The organism is Nocardia sp. SSK8, from assembly GCF_037034205.1.
Taxonomy (GTDB): Bacteria; Actinomycetota; Actinomycetes; order Mycobacteriales; family Mycobacteriaceae; genus Nocardia.
In genome coordinates, this window is the sequence record NZ_JBAGKD010000017.1 from 52,686 (window position 1) to 71,776 (window position 19,091).

General features: G+C 68.4%; 17 protein-coding genes. 6 read left to right on the forward strand and 11 right to left on the reverse strand.

Annotation, left to right across the window (positions count from 1 at the left end; translation table 11 throughout):
* Positions 1 to 169: 169 nt before the first annotated feature.
* Positions 170 to 1,198, forward strand: a complete 1,029-nt coding sequence (locus tag WA675_RS25120; RefSeq protein WP_336087677.1) for an NADP-dependent oxidoreductase — start codon at positions 170 to 172, stop codon at positions 1,196 to 1,198.
* 3 nt (positions 1,199 to 1,201) lie between these two features.
* Here WA675_RS25120 and WA675_RS25125 read toward each other — a convergent pair whose 3' ends face one another.
* Positions 1,202 to 2,170, reverse strand: coding sequence for a dipeptidase (locus WA675_RS25125; RefSeq protein ID WP_336087678.1), 969 nt, complete (start codon positions 2,168 to 2,170; stop codon positions 1,202 to 1,204).
* Positions 2,171 to 2,307: 137 nt separating this feature from the next.
* Between WA675_RS25125 and WA675_RS25130 the strand changes: the two genes are divergently transcribed.
* The gene (locus WA675_RS25130) at positions 2,308 to 2,838 is read left to right on the forward strand and encodes an AMIN-like domain-containing (lipo)protein (protein ID WP_336087679.1); all 531 of its coding nucleotides are present in this window, start codon (positions 2,308 to 2,310) and stop codon (positions 2,836 to 2,838) included.
* A 1-nt stretch (position 2,839) separates the two neighbouring features.
* Here WA675_RS25130 and narI read toward each other — a convergent pair whose 3' ends face one another.
* Genes narI through WA675_RS25155 form a run of 5 tightly spaced genes read right to left on the reverse strand, consistent with a single transcriptional unit; the run spans position 2,840 to position 10,808 of the window.
* Positions 2,840 to 3,586 carry a respiratory nitrate reductase subunit gamma gene (gene narI, locus WA675_RS25135; RefSeq protein ID WP_336087680.1) on the reverse strand — a complete coding sequence of 249 codons (747 nt, stop codon included), beginning with the start codon at positions 3,584 to 3,586 and terminating at the stop codon, positions 2,840 to 2,842.
* Between the two features lies 1 nt (position 3,587).
* Positions 3,588 to 4,268, reverse strand: coding sequence for a nitrate reductase molybdenum cofactor assembly chaperone (gene narJ, locus WA675_RS25140; protein ID WP_336087681.1), 681 nt, complete (start codon positions 4,266 to 4,268; stop codon positions 3,588 to 3,590).
* Positions 4,265 to 5,914, reverse strand: coding sequence for a nitrate reductase subunit beta (gene narH, locus WA675_RS25145; RefSeq protein WP_336087682.1), 1,650 nt, complete (start codon positions 5,912 to 5,914; stop codon positions 4,265 to 4,267). Before narH ends, narJ begins: the two co-directional genes overlap by 4 nt.
* The gene (locus WA675_RS25150; protein WP_336087683.1) at positions 5,914 to 9,600 is read right to left on the reverse strand and encodes a nitrate reductase subunit alpha; all 3,687 of its coding nucleotides are present in this window, start codon (positions 9,598 to 9,600) and stop codon (positions 5,914 to 5,916) included. Before WA675_RS25150 ends, narH begins: the two co-directional genes overlap by 1 nt.
* A gap of 11 nt (positions 9,601 to 9,611) precedes the next feature.
* The gene (locus WA675_RS25155) at positions 9,612 to 10,808 is read right to left on the reverse strand and encodes an MFS transporter (protein ID WP_336087684.1); all 1,197 of its coding nucleotides are present in this window, start codon (positions 10,806 to 10,808) and stop codon (positions 9,612 to 9,614) included.
* Between the two features lie 193 nt (positions 10,809 to 11,001).
* Between WA675_RS25155 and WA675_RS25160 the strand changes: the two genes are divergently transcribed.
* Positions 11,002 to 13,065 carry a prolyl oligopeptidase family serine peptidase gene (locus WA675_RS25160; protein WP_336087685.1) on the forward strand — a complete coding sequence of 688 codons (2,064 nt, stop codon included), beginning with the start codon at positions 11,002 to 11,004 and terminating at the stop codon, positions 13,063 to 13,065.
* Here the strand turns inward: WA675_RS25160 and WA675_RS25165 are convergent.
* The 3 genes from WA675_RS25165 to WA675_RS25175 all read right to left on the reverse strand — a co-directional run bounded on the left by WA675_RS25165 (position 13,062) and on the right by WA675_RS25175 (position 14,787).
* A complete protein-coding gene (locus tag WA675_RS25165; protein ID WP_336087686.1) occupies positions 13,062 to 13,928 on the reverse strand; it encodes an alpha/beta hydrolase family protein in 867 nt (288 codons plus the stop codon). The two genes, WA675_RS25160 and WA675_RS25165, sit on opposite strands and share 4 nt — an antisense overlap.
* Positions 13,928 to 14,560 (reverse strand): TetR/AcrR family transcriptional regulator, encoded by a 633-nt coding sequence (locus WA675_RS25170; protein WP_336087687.1) that lies wholly within the window; start codon positions 14,558 to 14,560, stop codon positions 13,928 to 13,930. The genes WA675_RS25165 and WA675_RS25170 overlap by 1 nt, the downstream gene beginning before the upstream one ends.
* Before the next feature lie 104 nt (positions 14,561 to 14,664).
* The gene (locus tag WA675_RS25175; protein ID WP_278261689.1) at positions 14,665 to 14,787 is read right to left on the reverse strand and encodes a hypothetical protein; all 123 of its coding nucleotides are present in this window, start codon (positions 14,785 to 14,787) and stop codon (positions 14,665 to 14,667) included.
* Positions 14,788 to 15,349: 562 nt separating this feature from the next.
* Here WA675_RS25175 and WA675_RS25180 point away from each other — a divergent pair.
* Complete coding sequence (locus tag WA675_RS25180) at positions 15,350 to 15,802, forward strand: SRPBCC family protein (protein WP_336087722.1); 453 nt, start codon at positions 15,350 to 15,352, stop codon at positions 15,800 to 15,802.
* A 50-nt stretch (positions 15,803 to 15,852) separates the two neighbouring features.
* Here WA675_RS25180 and WA675_RS25185 read toward each other — a convergent pair whose 3' ends face one another.
* On the reverse strand, positions 15,853 to 16,302 hold the full coding sequence (locus WA675_RS25185; RefSeq protein ID WP_336087690.1) for a MarR family winged helix-turn-helix transcriptional regulator: 450 nt from the start codon (positions 16,300 to 16,302) through the stop codon (positions 15,853 to 15,855).
* 114 nt (positions 16,303 to 16,416) lie between these two features.
* On the opposite strand from WA675_RS25185, the gene WA675_RS25190 reads away from it, so the two are divergent.
* Positions 16,417 to 17,358 (forward strand): SMP-30/gluconolactonase/LRE family protein, encoded by a 942-nt coding sequence (locus tag WA675_RS25190; protein WP_336087691.1) that lies wholly within the window; start codon positions 16,417 to 16,419, stop codon positions 17,356 to 17,358.
* On the opposite strand, the gene WA675_RS25195 is transcribed toward WA675_RS25190, so the two are convergent.
* Positions 17,355 to 18,122 (reverse strand): alpha/beta fold hydrolase, encoded by a 768-nt coding sequence (locus WA675_RS25195; RefSeq protein WP_336087692.1) that lies wholly within the window; start codon positions 18,120 to 18,122, stop codon positions 17,355 to 17,357. The two genes, WA675_RS25190 and WA675_RS25195, sit on opposite strands and share 4 nt — an antisense overlap.
* 240 nt (positions 18,123 to 18,362) lie before the next feature.
* Here WA675_RS25195 and WA675_RS25200 point away from each other — a divergent pair, with 240 nt between their 5' ends.
* Positions 18,363 to 19,085 carry a DUF6585 family protein gene (locus WA675_RS25200; protein ID WP_336087693.1) on the forward strand — a complete coding sequence of 241 codons (723 nt, stop codon included), beginning with the start codon at positions 18,363 to 18,365 and terminating at the stop codon, positions 19,083 to 19,085.
* The last annotated feature ends 6 nt before the right edge of the window (positions 19,086 to 19,091 follow it).

Here is a 19,091-nt window from a genome sequence, read left to right on the forward strand (position 1 = left end):
ACCCACAGTCGGCGGCGCCACAGGCCGCCGCTCGCGGCGCAGTGGCTGGTCGGTCCGTGTCGCGAACGGACCGGGAAGTGGCGTGTGCGGACCTGGGACCGGCACCGGTCCCGCCATAGCGTCGAGGCCACCGGAGTAACACTGACCGACCTCGAAAGAAGGCTCCCTCATGGCGAATACTGCCGCAGCCGAACCACCCACGCATACCCGCGAGATCCACCTGGCCGCCCGGCCGGACGGCGCCCCGGTCGCGACGGATTTCGCCCTCGTCGAGCGCGCACTGCCCGAGCTCGCCGACGGACAGATCCTGGTGCGCAACACCTGGATGTCGGTCGACCCGTACATGCGTGGCCGGATGGATGACAAGGCGTCCTACATCGCGCCCTTCGAACTCGGTGCGGCGCTGGATGGTTCGGCGATCGGCGAGGTCATCGCCTCGCGCTCGGCGGAGATTACGGTCGGCGCCACGGTGTCGCACTTCGCGGGCTGGCGTGAGCACGCCGTCGTCGACGCGGCCACCGCCACCCCGATCGACCCGGAACTGGCCGCGCCCCAGCATTTCCTGGGCGCCCTCGGCACGACCGGGCTCACCGCCTACGCCGCCCTCACCGAGATCGCCCCGGTGCGCCCCGGCGACACGGTGTTCGTCTCGGCCGCGGCGGGCGCGGTGGGCAGCGTGGCGGGGCAGCTCGCGAAGGCCCTCGGCGCGAAACGGGTGATCGGCTCGGCGGGCGGACCGGTGAAGACGCGGAAGTTGCTGGACGAGTTCGGTTTCGACGCCGCGCTCGACTACCGTGCCGGTGATCTCGCCGGACAACTGGCGCAGGCCGCGCCGGAGGGCGTCGACGTCTACCTGGACAGTGTCGGCGGCGAGCACCTGAAGGTCGCCATCGAGGCGCTCAACCAGCACGGCCGGATCGCGCTGGTCGGCGCCATCAGCGGCTACAACGGGGACACCGCCCGGCAGCAGCCCGACCTCTACCTCGCCGCCACCAAGGAGGCGAGCCTGCGCGGCATGCTCGTCACCAGCTACTTCCCGCTCTTCGCCGAGTACATCGGCAAGGCCGCCGCCTGGCTGGCCGACGGCACCCTGCGCACCACGGAGACCGTCTACGAGGGCCTCGACCAGGCCCCCGCCGCCCTGCTCGGCGTCCTCACCGGCGCCAACACCGGCAAGATGCTGGTCCGCCTCGGGTAGGAGTCAGGCGCGCCAGACCTGGGCGGCGACGCGGGCGAAATTACCGCCGAAGAGGGCGGCGCGTTCGGCGACGGTGAAACCTCGGTCGGCGAGCTGGGCGTCGAGGCCGGGGACGTCGGACTCGCCGAGGAGGTCCTCGGGTGGGGTCCACTGCAAGGGACCCCACTTGGTGTACACCTCGGAGAACGCGTGCGGCGTATCGCGGATCTCGTCGTTGAACTGCTGGCCGTCGAAGGAGTAGTCCGAGCCGATGCCGATGTGGTCGATGCCGACCAGGTCCACGCCGTAGCGGATGTGGTCGGCCATCGCGGCGACGCGGGCCGCGCGCGCACCGGGCTCGTTGTGCCCCAGGAAGATTCCGACTCCGTTGATGCCGATCACGCCGCCGGTCGCCGCGCAGGCCCTGGCCTGGTCGTCGGTGATATTGCGCGGATGTTCCCACAGCGCGGCGAAATTGGAGTGGCTGTAGATCATCGGGACGGCGGTGTGGGTGGACAGGTCAAGGCCGGTGCGCCGCGAGCAGTGCGACCCGTCGGCGAACATGCCGACCTCGTTGAGCTTGCGCACCAGGTCTTTTCCGTAGCCGGTGAGGCCGGTGTCCTCGGCGTCGAGGCAGCCGCAGCCCGCCGGATTGGCGTGGTTGTAGGTGGGTGCCAGCGAGCGCACGCCCAGCGCGTAGAACAGTTCGACATTGTCGAGATCGCCGTCGAGGGGCGCGGAATCCTCCAGGTCGAAGGCCAGCGTGCGCACCTCGGGGTCGCCGATCCGGTCGGCGGTCTCGACCAGGCGGAATCGCGGGTCGGCGGCGGCCTCGGCCCGGAACTGCTCCACCAGCGCCAGCGAATCCGCCAGGCGCTGCGGCGAGTAGCCCACATTCACCGACAGGTAGGACCCGAGCGGGTACCTGGCCAGTTCGGTGATCCTGGCCGTGTGCCGTAGCGGCAGACAGCAGTGCTGCTCCCAGAGGAACACCCGCGCACCTCCGTTTCGTCGTCCGTAACCCGCGATCCTACGTTCCGCAATGGATCCGGAACCGGATCGACGCTAACGCGATGTCGGATCTGTCCGATTAATCGATGACTTCATCTCCTGCCCGAAGGCGGTGCGACATGCGTCGCTTGCTGATCCTGCTCGCCTCTCTCGCGGTCGGGGCGAGCCTGTGGACCGCCCCGGCCGCGGCCACCCCGTCCTACTGCGGACTCACCTGGGGCTCGCTGGACAAATCCGCGCCCAGCTATGCCCGCGCCACCGTGAGCGCGGTCCGCGCGGGCCGCCACGACTGCTTCGACCGGATGGTCGTCGACCTGAACGGCCCGGTCGCGGGCTATCACGTGGGCTATGTCGACGCGGTCACCATGGACGGCTCCGGTCACCCGGTGCCGCTGCGCGGCGGTGCCTTCCTGCACGTCACGGTCCAGGCCCCGGCCTACGACGACGCGGGCCAGGCCACCTTCCGTCCCGCGCAGCCGGGCGAGGTGGTGAATGTGGCGGGCTACCAGACCTTCCGCCAGGTCGCCTGGGCCGGATCGTTCGAGGGCCGCACCGGCTTCGGGCTCGGCGTCCGGGCCCGGCTGCCGTTCCGGGTGCTCGTGCTGGAGAACCCGGCCCGCCTGGTGGTCGACGTCGCGCACTACTGGTGACTCACCAGCCCGGCCGCCGCGGCCGCGAGCCGACCAGCTCGTCCGGCTTGGCGCTGGAGCGCGACCGGTAGACGATGTAGGGCCGGTAGAAGTAACTCAGTGGCGCGCTGAAGGCGTGCACCAGCCGGGTGAACGGCCACAGCGCGAAGAGCGTGAGCGCGATCATCACGTGGATGTGGAACGAGAGCGGGGCCTGGGCCATCAGGTCACCGCGCGGCTGGAGAATCCAGATCGAGCGGAACCACGGCGACACCGTCTCGCGGTAGTTGTGTTCCGGGCCGATCGCGCCGGAGCCGATCAGAGTGGTGGCCAGGCCGGTGACCAGCGCGCACACCAGTACCAGATACATGATCTTGTCGTTGCGCGTGGTGGCGGTGAATACCGGGCCGTTGCGGCGGCGCCGGTAGATCAGCAGGGCGATGCCGGTGAGTGTCGCGATGCCCGCGATACTGCCGAGCGCGATGGCCTGGATGTGATAGACGTGCTGGCTCATGCCGATGGCGTCGGTCCAGGATTCGGGGATGACCAGGCCGATGATGTGCCCGACGATCACCACCAGCATGCCGTAGTGGAACAGCGGGCTGGCGATGCGCAATACCTTGCTCTCGTAGAGCTGGGAGGAGCGGGTGGTCCAGCCGAATTTGTCGTAGCGGTAGCGCCACCAGGTGCCGACGATCAGGATCGCCAGGCTCACGTACGGGATGATGTCCCAGAAGATCTCGCCCGCCGAGACACTGTCTGCGTCCATGTCACCGAAGTCCTTTCGCTACAGCGGGTTCCCGGTCGTGCGCGGTGCGGCGCGGCGGCACGGTGAGGGTGAAGGGGGCCAGGCCGACCGCCTCGGCGGGTGGACCCGCGTCGACGAGTCTGCGTGCCCAGCCGAGGTCCTCATCGGTGGCCGGTGGCAGCGTGGCGACCACGGCCGCGAGCACCGGCGCGTAGCGCGAGCCCTCGTCGGCCAGGGCCAGGCCGATGGCGTGGACGGCGCGCCGGTAGGCGGCGAGCAAGGCGGCACCGGCGACGGGATCGACGGTGGCCGCGAATTCGAGCACGACCGGAAGGTGGTCGGGCACTTCGTTGTCCGGTGGGGTGACGCCCGCGGCGCGGTAGGCCTCGGTGAAGGCGAGCATGGCCATGCCGCGATTGCGGGTGTCGCCGTCGGTCCAGTAGGTGAGCAGCAGGGTCGCGCGGCGGCGCAGGTCGAAGGTGTCGACGTAGTCGCGGGCCGCGGTCACCACCGGGGTTCCGCGCAGGTCCTCGGCCACCGCGAGCAGCGGCCGGGCCCGGTCGGCGGGCAGGTGCGCGCACAGCTGGGCGACGAGGTCGAGGCGCGCGTCCTGTTCCTCGTCCGGGTAGGCCAGCAGCAGGGACGCGGCCTGCCAGGTCAGCCGGTGCTCGGCGGTCCGGCGGGCCGCGCGGCCACGCATCATCGTCGGCCGCCCGGGAACATGCCCTCGGGAGCGCCCTTGCCGTCCCAGTTCAGCAGGTTCACCCGAGAGGGCTGACCGCTGCCGGTCGCCTCGCTGGTCTGCCGCTGTTTGAGCGCGTGGAAGGTCTCCACCGCCACCGGGATCGGCTTACCGCTGGTCTCCCCGAAGGGGCCCGAGGCCTGGTCGTACATGCCGGGGCCGCCGTCGAAGTCGAGCGCGCAGTCGGCCACCGATTCCTCGAGCTGATGCCCCTGGTCGGCATAGGCGGACGGAATCACATAGCGCTCTTCGATTTTCGCCAGCGCGAGCAGCCGGTACATCCGGTAGATCTGTTCCTCGGTCATCCCGACAGCGGCCGGAATATGTTCCTGCGGTTCACGACCGAGGTTGATGTCACGCATGTAGGACCGCATGGCGGCCAGCTTGCGCAGCACCACCGCGACGGCTTCAGTATCCCCAGCGGTGAACAGGCCCGCGAGATATTCCAAGGGAATACGGAGTGATTCGAGGGCGCCGAAGAGGTTGCCGATGTCCTCGCCGTCGTGACCGTCGCGGGCCACGGCGTCCACCACCGGCGACAGCGGCGGGATGTACCAGACCATCGGCATGGTCCGGTATTCCGGATGCAGCGGCAGGGCGACGCGGAAGTCCTTGATCAGCGCGTGAATCGGGGATTTCCGCGCGGCCTCGATCCAGCTGTCCGGAATGCCGGAGGCCCGCGCGCCCGCGACCACTTCCGGGTCGGCCGGGTCCAGCAGGATGTTCACCTGCGCCTCGTAGAGATCGCGATCGTCGGCGACGGAGGCGGCCTCGAGGACCTTGTCCACGTCGTAGAAGATCAGCCCGATATAGCGCAACCGGCCCACGCAGGTCTCCGCGCAGACCGTCGGCAGGCCGACCTCCACGCGCGGATAGCAGAACGTGCATTTCTCGGCCTTGCCGGTCTTGTGGTTGAAATACACCTTCTTGTACGGGCATCCGGAGATGCACATGCGCCAGCCACGGCACTTGTCCTGGTCGACGAGCACGATGCCGTCCTCGGTGCGCTTGTACATCGCGCCCGACGGGCACGAGGCGACACACGCCGGGTTCAGGCAGTGCTCGCAGATACGCGGCAGATAGAACATGAAGGTCTGCTCGAGCTCGGCCTTGACCTTCTCGCTGACCTGCGCGAGTACCGGGTCGCCGGGCACGATCTCCGGCGAACCGGCCAGGTCGTCGTCCCAGTTGGCCGACCAGTTGATCTTCATCCGGTCGCCGGTGAGCAGGCTGCGCGGCGCGGCGACCGGGATCTGGTCGCTGAGCGGGGCGTTGATCAGGTTCTCGTAGTCGTAGGTCCACGGCTCGTAGTAGTCGGACATGGCGGGCATCTTCGGATTGGCGAAGATATTGGCCAGCTTGGCGAAGCGGTCGCCGCCGCGCAGCCGCAGCCTGCCCTTCTTCAGCGTCCAGCCGCCGCGCCATTTCTCCTGGTCCTCGTAGGTGCGCGGATAGCCTTGTCCCGGACGGGTTTCCACATTGTTGAACCAGACGTATTCGGTGCCGGTGCGATTGGTCCAGGCCTGCTTGCAGGTCACCGAACAGGTGTGGCAGCCGATGCATTTGTCCAGGTTCATCACCATCGCCAACTGCGCCATGACTTTCATCAGTACGTCACCTCCTGGCTGCGGCGACGGACCACGGTCACTTCGTCGCGCTGATTTCCGGTGGGGCCGAGATAGTTGAACGCGAAGGAGGTCTGGGCGTAACCGCCCGCCAGGTGGGTGGGTTTGATGAGCAGCTGAGTGATCGAATTGTGGATGCCGCCACGGGTTCCGGTGGTCTCGGACAGCGGTACGTCGATGGTGCGTTCCTGGGCGTGGTACACGTACACCACCCCGCGCGGCATCCGCTGGGAGACGATGGCGCGGCAGACCAGCACGCCGTTGCGGTTGAGCGCTTCGACCCAGTCGTTGTCGCGCACGCCGATCTCCTCGGCGTCACCGGGACTCATCCACATGGTCGGGCCGCCGCGCGAGAGCGAGAGCATGAGCAGGTTGTCCTGGTATTCGGAATGGATGGACCATTTCGAATGCGGGGTGAGATAGCGCAGGGTCAGGCCGACACCGTCGCGACGTTCGCCGATCCCGGGCTCGCCATAGAGTTTCGCCATATCCAGGGGCGGGCGGTAGATCGGCAGGGCCTCGCCGAGTTCCTCGAGCCAGTCGTGGTCGACGTAGAAGTGCATGCGGCCGGTGAGCGTGTGGAAGGGCTTGAGGTATTCGATGTTCTGGGTGAACGGGGCGTAGCGGCGGCCACCGGTCTCGCTGCCGGACCATTCCGGGCTGGTGATCACCGGCACCGGCCGGGATTGGGTTTCCGCGAAGGAGATTCGCCGTTCCTCGCTGCCCTCGGCGAGTTTCACCATGTAGCGGCCGGTGCGCCGGTCGAGTTCCTCGAACCCGGCCACCGAGAGCCTGCCGTTGGTGGCGCCGGAGAGCATGAGAATGGTCTCGGCCATCTTCTCCGCCGAATCCAGTGCCGGACGGCCCACCGCCACACCCGAATTCATCACCCCGTGCAGGTGGCTGAGCTCGATGACCTCCTGATCGGGGAATACCGTGACGCCCTTGGTGGTGAGCCCGGACTGTTCCACCAGCGGACCGAGCGCGGCCCACTTCTCGGCGACCGCCGCGTAATCGCGTTCGACCACCTTCAGCGGGCCCATGGTCTTGCCGGGCACCGGCACCTCGCCGGTGGTCTGCCAATTCGACTGGGTGCCACGGGGATAGGCCATCGCGCCGGGGGTGTCGTGTTGCAGGGTGCCGAGGACGACATCCGTGCGGGTGCCCAGGTGCTCGGCCGCCATGGCCGAGAAGGCGCGGATGATGGTGCCGAAAGCGTCGAAATCCGAACGGGTTTCCCACGGTGGATCGATGGCGGCGGTGAAGGCGTTCATAAACGGGTGCATATCGGTGCTGGACAGGTCGGCCTTCTCGTACCAGGTCGCCGCGGGCAGCACGATATCGGAGAACAGGGTGGTGGAGGTCATCCGGAAGTCGATGGACATCAGCAGATCGAGTTTGCCCTCGGGGACCTCGTCGGGGGTGTCCACGTCGACCGGGCGTTGCGCGGGCGAGGCCAGCTCATTGCGCACATTGGACTGGGCGCCGAGCAGATGCTTCAGGAAGTACTCGTTGCCCTTGGACGACGAACCCAGCAGATTGGACCGCCAGACATTGAGCACGCGCGGCCAGTTCTGTGGATTGTCGGGGTCCTGCACCGCGAAACGCAGTTTGCCGCTGTGTAATTGATCGACGGTGTAGGCCACCGGATCAGTCCCCGCGGCCTCGGCCTCCGCGGCCAGGACCAGCGAGGATCGGTCGAACTGCGGGAAGAACGGCGTCCAGCCCATGGCCACCGCGGAACTCAGCACATCCATGGTGTGCTTGTCGCGGAACAGGCCGCGGCCGGTGGGGGCGGCGAGTACGTCGGCGCGGTAGCCGTCGTAGCGCCACTGGTCGGTGTGGGCGTACCAGTAGGAGGTGCCCGCCATCAGGCGCGGCGGGCGGGACCAGTCGGTGCCCATGGCGACGGTGGTCCAGCCGGTCACCGGCCTGCACTTCTCCTGGCCGACGTAATGGGCCCAGCCGCCGCCGTTGCGGCCCATCGATCCGGTGAGCAGCAGCAGCGCGAGAATGGCGCGGTAGGTGGCGTCGCCGTGGAACCACTGGCAGATGCCCGCGCCCATGATGATCATGCTGCGGCCACCGGAATCCACGGCATTGTCGGCGAATTCGCAGGCGATGCGGATCGCCTGCTCGCCGGAGACACCGGTGATGGACTCCTGCCAGGCGGGCGTGCCGGGCGAGTCCGGATCGGTGTAGCCGCTCGGCCAGTGCCCGGGCAGGCCCGGCCGGGCCACGCCGTACTGGGCCAGCAGCAGGTCGAAGACCGTGCACACCCGGCGGCCCCCGATCACCCGTACCGGGACGCCGCGCTCGATCGTCTCGCCGTGCCCGTCGACGGTGTCGAACCGGGGCAGCGTCACCACCGCGCTGTCGCCACCGGCGAGATCGGCCACGGTCAGCGCGGGTTGCAGGTCACCGAGGTCGAGATTCCATTTGCCCACGCCCTCCTCGCCGAAGCGGAAGCCGAGCGAACCGTGCGGGACGGCGGCCGCGCCGGTGACGCTGTCGAGCAGGGCGGGTTTGAAGGCGGCGTTCTCGGAGGTGTCGCCGAGGTCGGCGGCGGTGAGGTTCTTGCCGGGGACCAGGCGGCCGTCGCGCTCGTCCAGGGCGATCAGGAAGGGCAGGTCGGTGAACTGGCGGACGTAGTCGACGAAGAAGGGTTCGCGTTTACGCACGAAGTACTCGGTCGCGATGACGTGCCCCATCGCCATGGCCAGCGCACCATCGGTGCCCGCCGCGCACGGCATCCACTCGTCGGCGAACTTGGTGTTGTCGGCGTAGTCGGGGCTCACGGTGACGACCTTGGTGCCGCGATAGCGCACCTCGGCCATCCAGTGCGCGTCGGGCGTGCGCGTCACGGGGACATTGGAACCCCACATGAGCAGGTAGGACGCGTCCCACCAGTCACCGGACTCGGGGACGTCGGTCTGGTCGCCGAAGACCTGCGGGGAGGCCACCGGCAGGTCGGCGTACCAGTCGTAGAAGGAGGTCATCACGCCGCCGAGCAGTTCCACGAAGCGCGAGCCCGCGGCGAAGGAGACCATCGACATGGCCGGGATCGGCGAGAAGCCCGCGATCCGGTCGGGGCCGTACTCCTTGATGGTGTGCACGTGCGCGGCGGCGATCATCTCCACCGCCTCGTCCCAGCTCACCCGCACCAATCCGCCCATCCCCCTTGCCTTCTGGTACCGGCGGCGGCGCTCGGGATCGGACTGGATATCGGCCCAGGCCAGCACCGGGTCGCGCAGCCGGGACTTGGCCTCGCGGTACATCTCGACGAGCAGGCCGCGCGCGTACGGGTAGCGCACCCGGGTGGGCGAATAGGTGTACCAGGAGAAGGCGGCGCCGCGCGGGCAGCCGCGCGGTTCGTAGCCGGGGCGGTCGGCACCGGCGGAGGGGTAGTCGACGTCTTGGGTCTCCCAGGTGATGATGTCGTCCTTGACGTAGACCTTCCACGAGCACGAGCCGGTGCAGTTCACCCCGTGCGTCGAGCGCACCACCTTGTCGTGGCTCCACCGGTTGCGATAGAAGATGTCGCCCTCGCGCCCGCCCGCGCGGGTGACGGTGCGCCGGTCGGGGGATTCCACGCCGGGGGTGAAGAACCGGCCGCTGCGGACCAGCAGGTTCTCCACCGGTCCGCCGATATGCGCTTCGGGTGCCACTGCTTCTCCTTCTATTCGACGGCGTGCAGCTTGAACGCGGTGTAGAGCAGCGCGGCCAGCGCGGTCGCCGCGAGCAACAGCAGGCCGATCGTGTAGCTGTGGTTGGCTTCGTCGTAGGTGATGCCCATGATCAGCGGCGGGAAGTAGCCGCCCAGACCACCGGCGGCCGAGACGATGCCGGTGACACTGCCGACATTCGACGCGGGCGCCCGCCGCGCCACCCAGGCGAACACGCCACCGGTGCCGATCCCGAGGAACAGCGCCATGGCGATGAACGTGCAGGCCGAGGCGATATCCGGCGGCGGCTGGAAGGTGGCGACCACGGCCATCACCGCGGTGCCAGCCAGCGAGGTGACCACGATGTACTTGGGCGCGATCCGGTCCGAGAGCGCGCCGCCGATCGGCCGGGCGATCACCGCGGCCAGCGCGAAGGCGGCGGTGCGGGTGCCCGCGTCGACGGCGGAGAAGCCGTAGACGTTCTTGATGTAGGTCGGCAGGTAGGAGCTGAAGGCGACGAACCCGCCGAAGACCACCGCGTACAGGAACGACATCTCCCAGGTGACACCCAGTCTCATCGCCGCGCGCAGCTTGGGCAGCACCGGATCGGTGTTCGGGGTGAACTCCGGGGAGTTGCGCATGAACAGGATGCAGAGCACCGCGGTGACCGCGAGCGCGGCGGCCACGATCAGGTGCGTGGGCAGCAGCCCGAACCAGCGCACGAACCGCGGGGTGAAGAAGGCCGACACCGCCGTACCCACCATGCCCGCGCCGAACACGCCGGTGGCGAAACCGCGCCGCGCGGGCACGTACCAGGAATTCGCGAACGGGATGCCGACGGCGAAGATCGTGCCCGGAATGCCGAGCAGGAAGGCGAACACCAGCATCAGCGGGTAGGACTCGATACTGCCCGCGATACCCACCGCGACCACCGGCACGATCGAGGCCAGCGAGACCCCGATGAACATGGTCCGCCCGCCCAGGCGGTCGGTGAGCGCGCCGGAGACGATGCGGCCCAGCGAGCCGACCAGGATCGGCATGGCCACCATGATCGAGGCCGCCATACTGCTCAGCGCCATCTTGTCGGCGTAGTTCGGCGAGAGGGGGCCGATGAGGTTCCACGCCCAGAAATTGATGGCCGACACCCACGTGGCCAGGGCGAGGTTCAGGGTCGGGGACCCGGCGCGTACCGCTGTCTGTAGCGAGGTCACCCGACCAGGAGAACACACCGGCCACGGCCGGGGCCGGTGAACACGCAACGTTCCGGCAACTCCGGCGAAAACCTTGTGAACTCCCCTTTCATCCCAAATTTCGCAGACACCTGAGATTCCGCAACCATACGGCCGGTTCTCGGCCGCCTTGATCTGGCCGAGCACCCGCGGCGCCAGCCGCAATAATGGCTGCATGAGTGGCGTTGAGCAAGACGTGACGGATCCCTATCTCTGGCTCGAAGAAGTGACCGACGAGGCCGCGCTGGACTGGGCGCGCGCCCGCAACGAGGTGGTCGGGCAGCGCTTCGCGGCGACCGAGCGCTTCGCCGGATTCGAGGCGCGCATCCTGGCGATGCTCGACGACGACACCAAGATCGCCCATCCCGGTCGGCGCGGGCCGTGGCTCTACAACTTCTGGAAAGATGCCGAACATCCGCGTGGGCTGTGGCGGCGCACGACCTTCGAGTCCTATGCCACCGACGAGCCCGAGTGGGATGTGCTCATCGATGTGGACGCGCTGGCCGAGGCGGATGGGGAGAACTGGGTGTGGGCGGGCGCCACCGTGCTGCGCCCTTCGCAGGAACGCGCCTTCATCCAGCTCTCGCGGGGCGGTGCCGATGCCCGGGTGCAACGTGAATTCGACCTGACGACAAGGACATTCATCGCACCCGAGGACGGCGGCTTCGCCCTGCCGGAGGCCAAGAACCAGCTGCGCTGGATCGATGCCGACACCGTCTACGTGGGCACCGACTTCGGGCCGGGCGCGATGACCGATTCCGGTTACGCGCGCACCGCGCGCAAGTGGCGACGCGGCACCGAATTGTCCGAGGCCGAAGTGGTTTTCGAGGGCAAGCCCAGCGATGTGATCGTCAGCGTCGGCTACGACCGCCACCCCGGCTTCGAACGGCACTGGGCCAGCCGGGCGACGGACTTCTTCAACGACGAGACCTACTTGCTCGACGAGTCGGGCGAGTGGCGGCTGCTGGACACCCCCACCGACGCCGATGTCAGCTGGTATCGCGACTGGCTGCTGGTGCGCCTGAAGACCGCGTGGACCCCCGGCTCCGCCACCTACCCGCCCGGCAGTCTGCTGGCCATCGATCTCCCCGCATTCCTCGCCGGTGGACGGGAATTCGAGGTGCTGTTCACGCCCGACGCGCATACCGCCCTGGAATCGTGGGGCTGGACCGAGAACCACCTGATCCTCAGCACCCTGCGTGATGTGCAGACCGGTTTCCAGGTGCTCACCCCCGGCCCCGACGGCTGGACCAGCTCCGAACTCGCCGACTCCCCCACCATGTCGAGCACCTCGGTGACCAATCTCGATCCGCTCGAGGGCGGTGACGAATTCATGCTCACCACCACGGGTTTCACCACCCCGACCACACTGCTCAGCAGCACTGTCGGCGAGCAGGCGACCGTACTCAAGCAGGCCCCCGCCTACTTCGACGCCACCGGCATCGAGACCGAGCAGTTCTTCGCCACCTCCGACGACGGAACGGCCGTGCCCTACTTCGTGATTCGTCACCGTGACCGTAAGGGCACGCCCGGTCCGACGATCATGGACGGCTACGGCGGCTTCGAGGTGTCCCGGACTCCGGCGTATCTGGGCGCGGCGGGCATGACCTGGCTGGAGAAAGGTGGCACCTTCGTCCAGGCCAATATCCGGGGCGGTGGCGAGTACGGGCCCGAATGGCACACGGCCGCGCTGAAAGAGCACCGGCACCGCGCCTACGAGGACTTCGCGGCGGTCGCCCGGGATCTGGTGGCGCGTGGGATCACCACCCCCGACCAGCTCGGCGCCAAGGGTGGCAGCAATGGCGGGCTGCTGATGGGCGTGATGCTCACCCGGTACCCGGAACTGTTCGGCGCGATCGTGTGCCAGGTGCCGCTGCTGGATATGCGCCGCTACCACCTGCTGCTGGCGGGCGCGTCCTGGATGGCCGAGTACGGCGACCCGGACAACCCCGAGGAATGGGCCTACATCAGCGAGTACTCGCCGTATCAGAACACCGACCCCGACCGGCAGTATCCGCCGATCCTGCTGGCCACCTCCACCCGCGACGACCGCGTGCACCCCGGGCACGCGCGAAAGATGGCGGCGCTGCTGGAATCCCAGGATCGCACCGTCTGGTACTACGAGAACATCGAGGGCGGGCACGGCGGCGCGGCCGACAACAAGCAGTCGGCCTTCCTGGCCGCGCTGGTCTACGAGTTCTTCACGCAGATGTTGATGGAGGGTCGGCGCGCGGCCTAGCGGTCGCGCAGCCACTTCTCCACCGTGTCGACGGTGGAGTCCGGATTGGTGATCCAGCCGTTGTGCCCCAGGGCCTCCGGCTGGAGCCACCGGGTCACCTCGGCGGCGGGAAGTTTGCTCAGCAGGTGGTCGGCGGAGCTCTGCGGGGCCAGCTCGTCGCCGGTGACGGTGATCGACAGCACCGGGAACTTCAGCCGCGCCATCCGCTCGTCGTAGTCGATATCGGCGCCGACCGGGACGAAACGGCCGGTGCGGGCCAGCCGCGCCCAGTCCGACATGAGCACCTTCGACTGCCTGCCGAAGGCGCGCTTGCCCAGCAGGTCACCGGGCCAGAAGCCGGTCAGGTTCGCGGCGACAGCCACCGCTGCGGTGCCCACCAGCACGCCCGGCGCGAGCACCCCGCGGTAGCCGCGGAAATACGGGGTGCCCGAGGCGATCAGGATCAGCCCGCCGAGCCTGCCGCGCACCCTGGCCGCGTACATGGCGGCCAGCTGTCCGCCCATGCTGTGGCCGAGCAGATACGGGGTGCTGCCGGGGAAGCGGTCGCGCACCACCTGGAGCATGGCGGGGAAATCGACCGAGACCAGTTCGTGGTAGCCGTAATTGCTGTCGGTGCCGGGGCGGGGTGATTCGCCGTTGCCGCGCAGTTCGCCGATGGCGACGTCGAAGCCGCGGGCGGCCAGCTGCCCGCCGAAGTATTCGTAGAACTCGCCGGGCACGGCAAGGCCCGGCACGATGACGATCACCGGGCGCGGGGTGTCGGGGGTGATCGGGTGCCGGTGCGGCCCGCGGGCGGGCAGCAGCCGGACCGGCAGGGTGCTGCCGTCGGGTACCTGGATCGGGACGACCTCGACCCGGGCCATCAGGCCCCTACCGCACCCAGGATCACCCGGCTCAGCACCTTGATCACCTCGTCGAGCGGGGGTCGCGGTTCCGAGCCGCTCCACCCGTCGACCACATAGTTCACCGCGCCGATGATGGCCAGCACGCGCAACTCGTAGTCACCGGGCGGGATCTCGCCCTGCAGGGCCGCGTCCTCGGCGGCACTGGCCAGCAGCGAACCCCACACCCGGCGCAGCTCGAGCCGGAACTTCTCGACCTTGGGCCCGGCGCCGACCACCTCGACCAGGGCCACGCGCGCCTTGCGCGGATCCTCGCCGATGGCCTCGACATAGGCGCGCACCGCGGCGTCGATCTGCTCGAGCACGGTCCCGTCGGTCTTGGCCTCGAGCGCGGCGCCGACCGCCTCGCGCGATTGCCGGTCGATCTGCTCGTACAGCTCGAGCAGCAACGATTCGCGGCCGGTGAACTCCTCGTAGAACTGCCGGGACGACAGTCCCGCGTCCTTGCAGATGGCCCCGACCGAGCTGTTGGCGTACCCGTCGCGCGCGAAGACCGTCAGGCCTGACTCCAGAAAACGCGCACGCCGCTGGCGTTGCCGGTCCTCTACGGGTTGCCCGGCATACATTCGTCCCGTATTCGCATCCTGTGACATTGTCGCTGACAATACCGAAGGGCCCGATCCCCTCGTCATGGATCGGGCCCAACGGCTGCCCTTCCGGCTTACCGCGCGTTAGCCGGAAGTTGGCTGCTGTCTTCTCAGTTGCCGGATCCCTGCACCGAACCGGTGCTGATCGAGCTGGTGAGCAGGCCGAGCAGCAGGCTCAGGATGCTGCCGTCGCCGCTGCTGCCACTGCTGTTGTCGGTGATGTTGTAAAGCATGTGCCACTCCAAGTTGATGCTTTGTGACTATGTCGTCACTGGCCATTTGCCGTCTCGGACGATACCGAGTCAAATCTGAACAGGGAGTGTTTTAGAGGAATTTTCTAGAATTTTTTGTCGGCCACCACAAGCCCCGAATTCCCCGGGCGCCCCAAGCCCGCCATCCCCCATCTCCCCCCCCGAGGACAGCAATGTGAAACACGAGTGTACCTAACCACCACAACCGCCATCCACGAATCGGGAGTCACACTCCCGGCGAGCCGAGGCCATGGACAACCTCCCGGTGGACCCGATAGCTCGGCCTCGGACAGTGGGATGCGCGGTGCAGGGGCATCAGAATTGCCCGTCCGCGTCGCGCGCTCCATTCTTGCCCGATGAGCATGCCGCCCGAAGTCGTATCGTTCGAAACCTCTGGAACGAGTGCTTCAGCCGCTGCGCGAGAGTGGGGCAAGCACGCGGTCGAGGCCCTGCGCCCGCTGCATGCCGCCGCGCAGCACTCCTGAACCCGGGCGGGACGCCTATGCTGGGCGTTACCGAACGTCACACGATCCCGGAGGCAATGTTGCCGAACAATCTCGAAGCCAGTATCGACATCGCCGCGGCGCCGGAGAAGGTGTGGGCGGTGCTCGCGGATCTGAAGCGGATGCCGGAGCTGAGCCCGACGACCTGGAAGATGGTCGCGCTCGGTGGGGTGCGGGTGGGCGCGCTGACGGTGAATCTCAACAAGGACGGCTGGAAGATCTGGCCGACCACCTCGCGGATCGTCGCGTTCGAGCCGAACAAGACGCTGGCCTTCCGGATGGTGGAGAACCGCACGGTGTGGCGCTACGAGCTGGAGCCGACCGCCGGCGGCACCCGCGTGGTCGAGACCCGCACGGTCGACCCCAAGGGCATTCCCGCGCCGGTGCGCACCCTGGTCAACGCCGCCGCCGGTGGTGAGGACAAGTTCGAGGCCGATCTGGTCGCGGGCATGCACGAGACCCTCGCCCGGGTGAAGGCCGCCGCCGAACGCTGAGCCCTCGCTCCGAGAGCCCGCCGGATTCCTCCGGCGGGCTTTCGTCGTTCTCAGGCCAGATCGGCGCGGATCTCGTCGAGCGCCTCGGCGGCGCGGACGAGCAGGGCGGTGAGCGAGGTCAGTTCCTCATCGGTGAAGCGTTGCGCGAGCGTGCGTTCCACCGCGATCGCGCGGACGTCGGCGGCGGCGGTGAGTTCCCGGCCCGCGTCGGTGAGCCGGGTTTCCAGGATATTGCGGTGCCATTCGTGCGGCGTGCGCTCCACCAGGCCGCGATCCTGCAGGTTGGTCAGGACGGTGTTCATGGTGGGCGGGGTGACGCCGACCAGCCGGGCCAGCGCGGCGGCGGAGATACCGGGGTTCTCCGCGAGATTCAGCAGCGCGCTGTACTGCGGGACGGTCAGGCCTGCCGGTTTCAGCGCGGCGGTCTTGGTCGCCATCAGGGCCTGTTCGGCGCGCTTGAGGTACGAACCGAGCCGGTCGGCGGCGGGCATGGACGTCATGGAGGCATGGTATCCGGCCATTGTCAGGTAACAGTCTTGACGATCATAAAGGTTCTAATCTATGTTTCTGCACATTGTTTGATGTCTAGGTTTACCTCACTGAGAGGCTTCATCATGTTCAGAACCACCGCCGTATTCGCCCTGACCGCCGTCTGCCTGACCGCCTGCGGCCCCGAGCAGCCGACACTGAGCACCGCCTACGAATTGCCCGGCGCCGCCGTGTATCCCGAGGGCATCGGGCTCGACACCCGCACCGGCGACACCTACGTCGGGTCCTTCGCCGACGGGTCGGTCCATCGCGCGAGCGCCGGGGCGGACCGTGCCGAGGTGTTCCTGCCCGCGGGCGCGGACGGACGGACCACCGCCAACGGGGTGAAGGTCGATGCCGAGGGGCGGCTGTGGGTGATCGACTCCGGTGTGGGCGTCGCGGTGTACGACACCGGCTCGCGCGCACTGCTGGCGCGATACACCGTGCCCGGTGACGGGCCGCGGTTCGTCAACGATCTGGACTTCGGAGCCGACGGGTCCGCCTATCTCACCGACAGCGTGCGCAATGTCGTCTACCGGGTGTCACCGGAGCAACAGCGTTCGGGCGGTGGCGAATTCGCGGTCGCCGCCGAGCTGGGCCCACTGCTCGGGGCGGCGGACGCGCTGGAGCTCAACGGGATCGTCGCCGATCGGGCGGGGAATTATCTACTGGTGGTGGCGATGTCGGCGGGCGAGCTGTATCGCGTCGACCTGGCCGGGGGCCCGGTCCGCAAGGTGACGCTGGTGGGTGGCGACGTCCGCCACGGTGACGGAATGGAGTTGCGCGACAACACCCTCTGGGTCGTGCACAACACCGACAACACGATCAGCCGGTGGACCGTCACCGACCAGGGCACCACCGCCACCCGCGAGCGCGAATTCCACGATCCCGCACTGCATGTCCCCACCACGCTGGTGCACGTCGGCGATCGGGCGCTGATCGTGTCCTCGCAGTTCGACAAGGGTGGGCCGCTGGGCGCGGAGGGCACGCCGGGGCCGTTCGCGGTGACGGCGGTCGACGGGATCTAGCCGGTGACGAATTCGCGCAGGACAGTGGCGAATTCGTCGGGCTGCTCGACCTGCGGGGTGTGACCGGCGTGCTCGACGAGGTGGGTGCGCGCGCCCGCCGCGGCATAGCGGGACAGCACCGTGGCGTGGTCGTAGAGGTGGTCGCGGCGACCGTGCACGACCAGGACCGGCAGGTCGAGGGCGGCGACGCGGGCGTCGAGGGGGTCGGCGGCGAGGTCGTCGCGGCGGGCGCCCGCGGTGTAGGCCAGGGCCGCGGGGACGGTGGCGCGGAAATCACGCACCACCGAATCGGCCAGGCCGGGAGCGGATTCGTAGCGGAAGCCGGGCGCGAACGCGCTGCGCATGACCAAGCGGACCACCGGGCCGGGTACCAGCCACTGCACCAGCCGCACCGAAGCCGGGCGCACCACCCACTTCGCGATCGAGGGAATCCGGGCCTGCCGATAGTCCGGGGCCTGGCCGACGACGACCACGCGGGCCACCCGGTCCGAACGCACCGCCAGTTCGAGGGCCACCTCCGCGCCGAAGGAATGGCCGACCACGGTCGCCCCGGTGACGCCGAGTTCGTCGAGCAGGTCCGCGACCGGAGCGGTTCTGGCCGCGGCGCGGAGATCGGCGACGCGATCGTCGAGATCGACGCGGATCACCCGGAACTCACCGGTCAGCCGTTCGGCGACCGCGGCGAACCAGTCCCGCGAGCCCGCGATGCCGTGCAGGCACACGATCGGCGGGGCGGTTTTCGGTCCTTCGTCCAGAAACAGCACCCGACCAGCCTATCCGGGCGGCCGTCAGACCCCCTCTACAGCGGCGTTCGCCCCGCGTAGCAGTGCTTTCCGGGTGGGAGCGCGGGGTCCGGACGTGCAACGGTGGCGGTAAACGGCCGGGTCGAATACGCTTCGCCGCGGATGAAACGCCTCTTGGAGGGACAAGTGATCACTCCGAACAGGCCGGAGGACATAACCGAAGTACGGCACCGGGTGCCGCTGACCCAACTGATACACCTGATGGCGGAGTATCAGCACCTGGGCGCGCACCGCGACACCTTCCTGGCCGCCCCCGCCGACGACACCTTCGTGCGCGGCTGCGGCATCATCGCGGGCACCATCGCGACCATCGGGGTCATCTGTGTGGGTGTCGGCGCCTGGCAGGGCGGGATCGCGCTGCTGGTGATGGCGGCGGTGCCGGTGCTGCTGGCGTTGCGGCGCGGGTTGATCAACCGGCGCGACCGGGCCGCACGCATCGACGTGTTCGACCAGGGGGTCACCGTCTACCGCTCGGGCCAGCGGGTCTCCGGATTCCGCTGGGACAGTATGGAAGTCCGTCAGGAGACCATCCCCTTCCACGACACCACCGCCGTGACCTACCTGCTGACCCTCACCGGTCCGGGCGCGAATGCCGCCATCGGCGAAGAGGATTTCGCCCGCGCCCGCGAATGGGCCCGCGCCATCCAATCCGCCGTCACCGCAACCCAACTCCCCACCGCCGTGGCCGCCATCGACAACGGCGACACCGTCACCTTCGGCGATGTTGGCCTTTCCCTGGACGCCCTCACCTTCCGCGGCGAGTCCTTCCCCTGGGAAGACATCCAGCTCATCGACGCCCGCAGCGGCCACATCCGCGTCAAACTCGCGGGCACCTGGCGCTCCCTGGCCCCCGTGAGCACCATCCCCAACTTCTACATCTTCAACGAACTAGCCGAACGCCTCCGCCTCACCCCGGTCACCTGACCCCGA

What these genes read in the sequence shown, in the direction of transcription:
- WA675_RS25120 (WP_336087677.1), top strand. Translation starts at nt 170, where the DNA reads ATGGCGAATACTGCCGCAGCCGAACCACCCACGCATACCCGCGAGATC.
- WA675_RS25130 (WP_336087679.1), top strand. Translation starts at nt 2,308, where the DNA reads ATGCGTCGCTTGCTGATCCTGCTCGCCTCTCTCGCGGTCGGGGCGAGC.
- narI (WP_336087680.1), bottom strand. Translation starts at nt 3,586, where the DNA reads ATGGACGCAGACAGTGTCTCGGCGGGCGAGATCTTCTGGGACATCATC.
- narJ (WP_336087681.1), bottom strand. Translation starts at nt 4,268, where the DNA reads ATGATGCGTGGCCGCGCGGCCCGCCGGACCGCCGAGCACCGGCTGACC.
- narH (WP_336087682.1), bottom strand. Translation starts at nt 5,914, where the DNA reads ATGAAAGTCATGGCGCAGTTGGCGATGGTGATGAACCTGGACAAATGC.
- WA675_RS25160 (WP_336087685.1), top strand. Translation starts at nt 11,002, where the DNA reads ATGAGTGGCGTTGAGCAAGACGTGACGGATCCCTATCTCTGGCTCGAA.
- WA675_RS25165 (WP_336087686.1), bottom strand. Translation starts at nt 13,928, where the DNA reads ATGGCCCGGGTCGAGGTCGTCCCGATCCAGGTACCCGACGGCAGCACC.
- WA675_RS25170 (WP_336087687.1), bottom strand. Translation starts at nt 14,560, where the DNA reads ATGTCACAGGATGCGAATACGGGACGAATGTATGCCGGGCAACCCGTA.
- WA675_RS25175 (WP_278261689.1), bottom strand. Translation starts at nt 14,787, where the DNA reads ATGCTTTACAACATCACCGACAACAGCAGTGGCAGCAGCGGCGACGGC.
- WA675_RS25185 (WP_336087690.1), bottom strand. Translation starts at nt 16,302, where the DNA reads ATGACGTCCATGCCCGCCGCCGACCGGCTCGGTTCGTACCTCAAGCGC.
- WA675_RS25190 (WP_336087691.1), top strand. Translation starts at nt 16,417, where the DNA reads ATGTTCAGAACCACCGCCGTATTCGCCCTGACCGCCGTCTGCCTGACC.
- WA675_RS25200 (WP_336087693.1), top strand. Translation starts at nt 18,363, where the DNA reads ATGGCGGAGTATCAGCACCTGGGCGCGCACCGCGACACCTTCCTGGCC.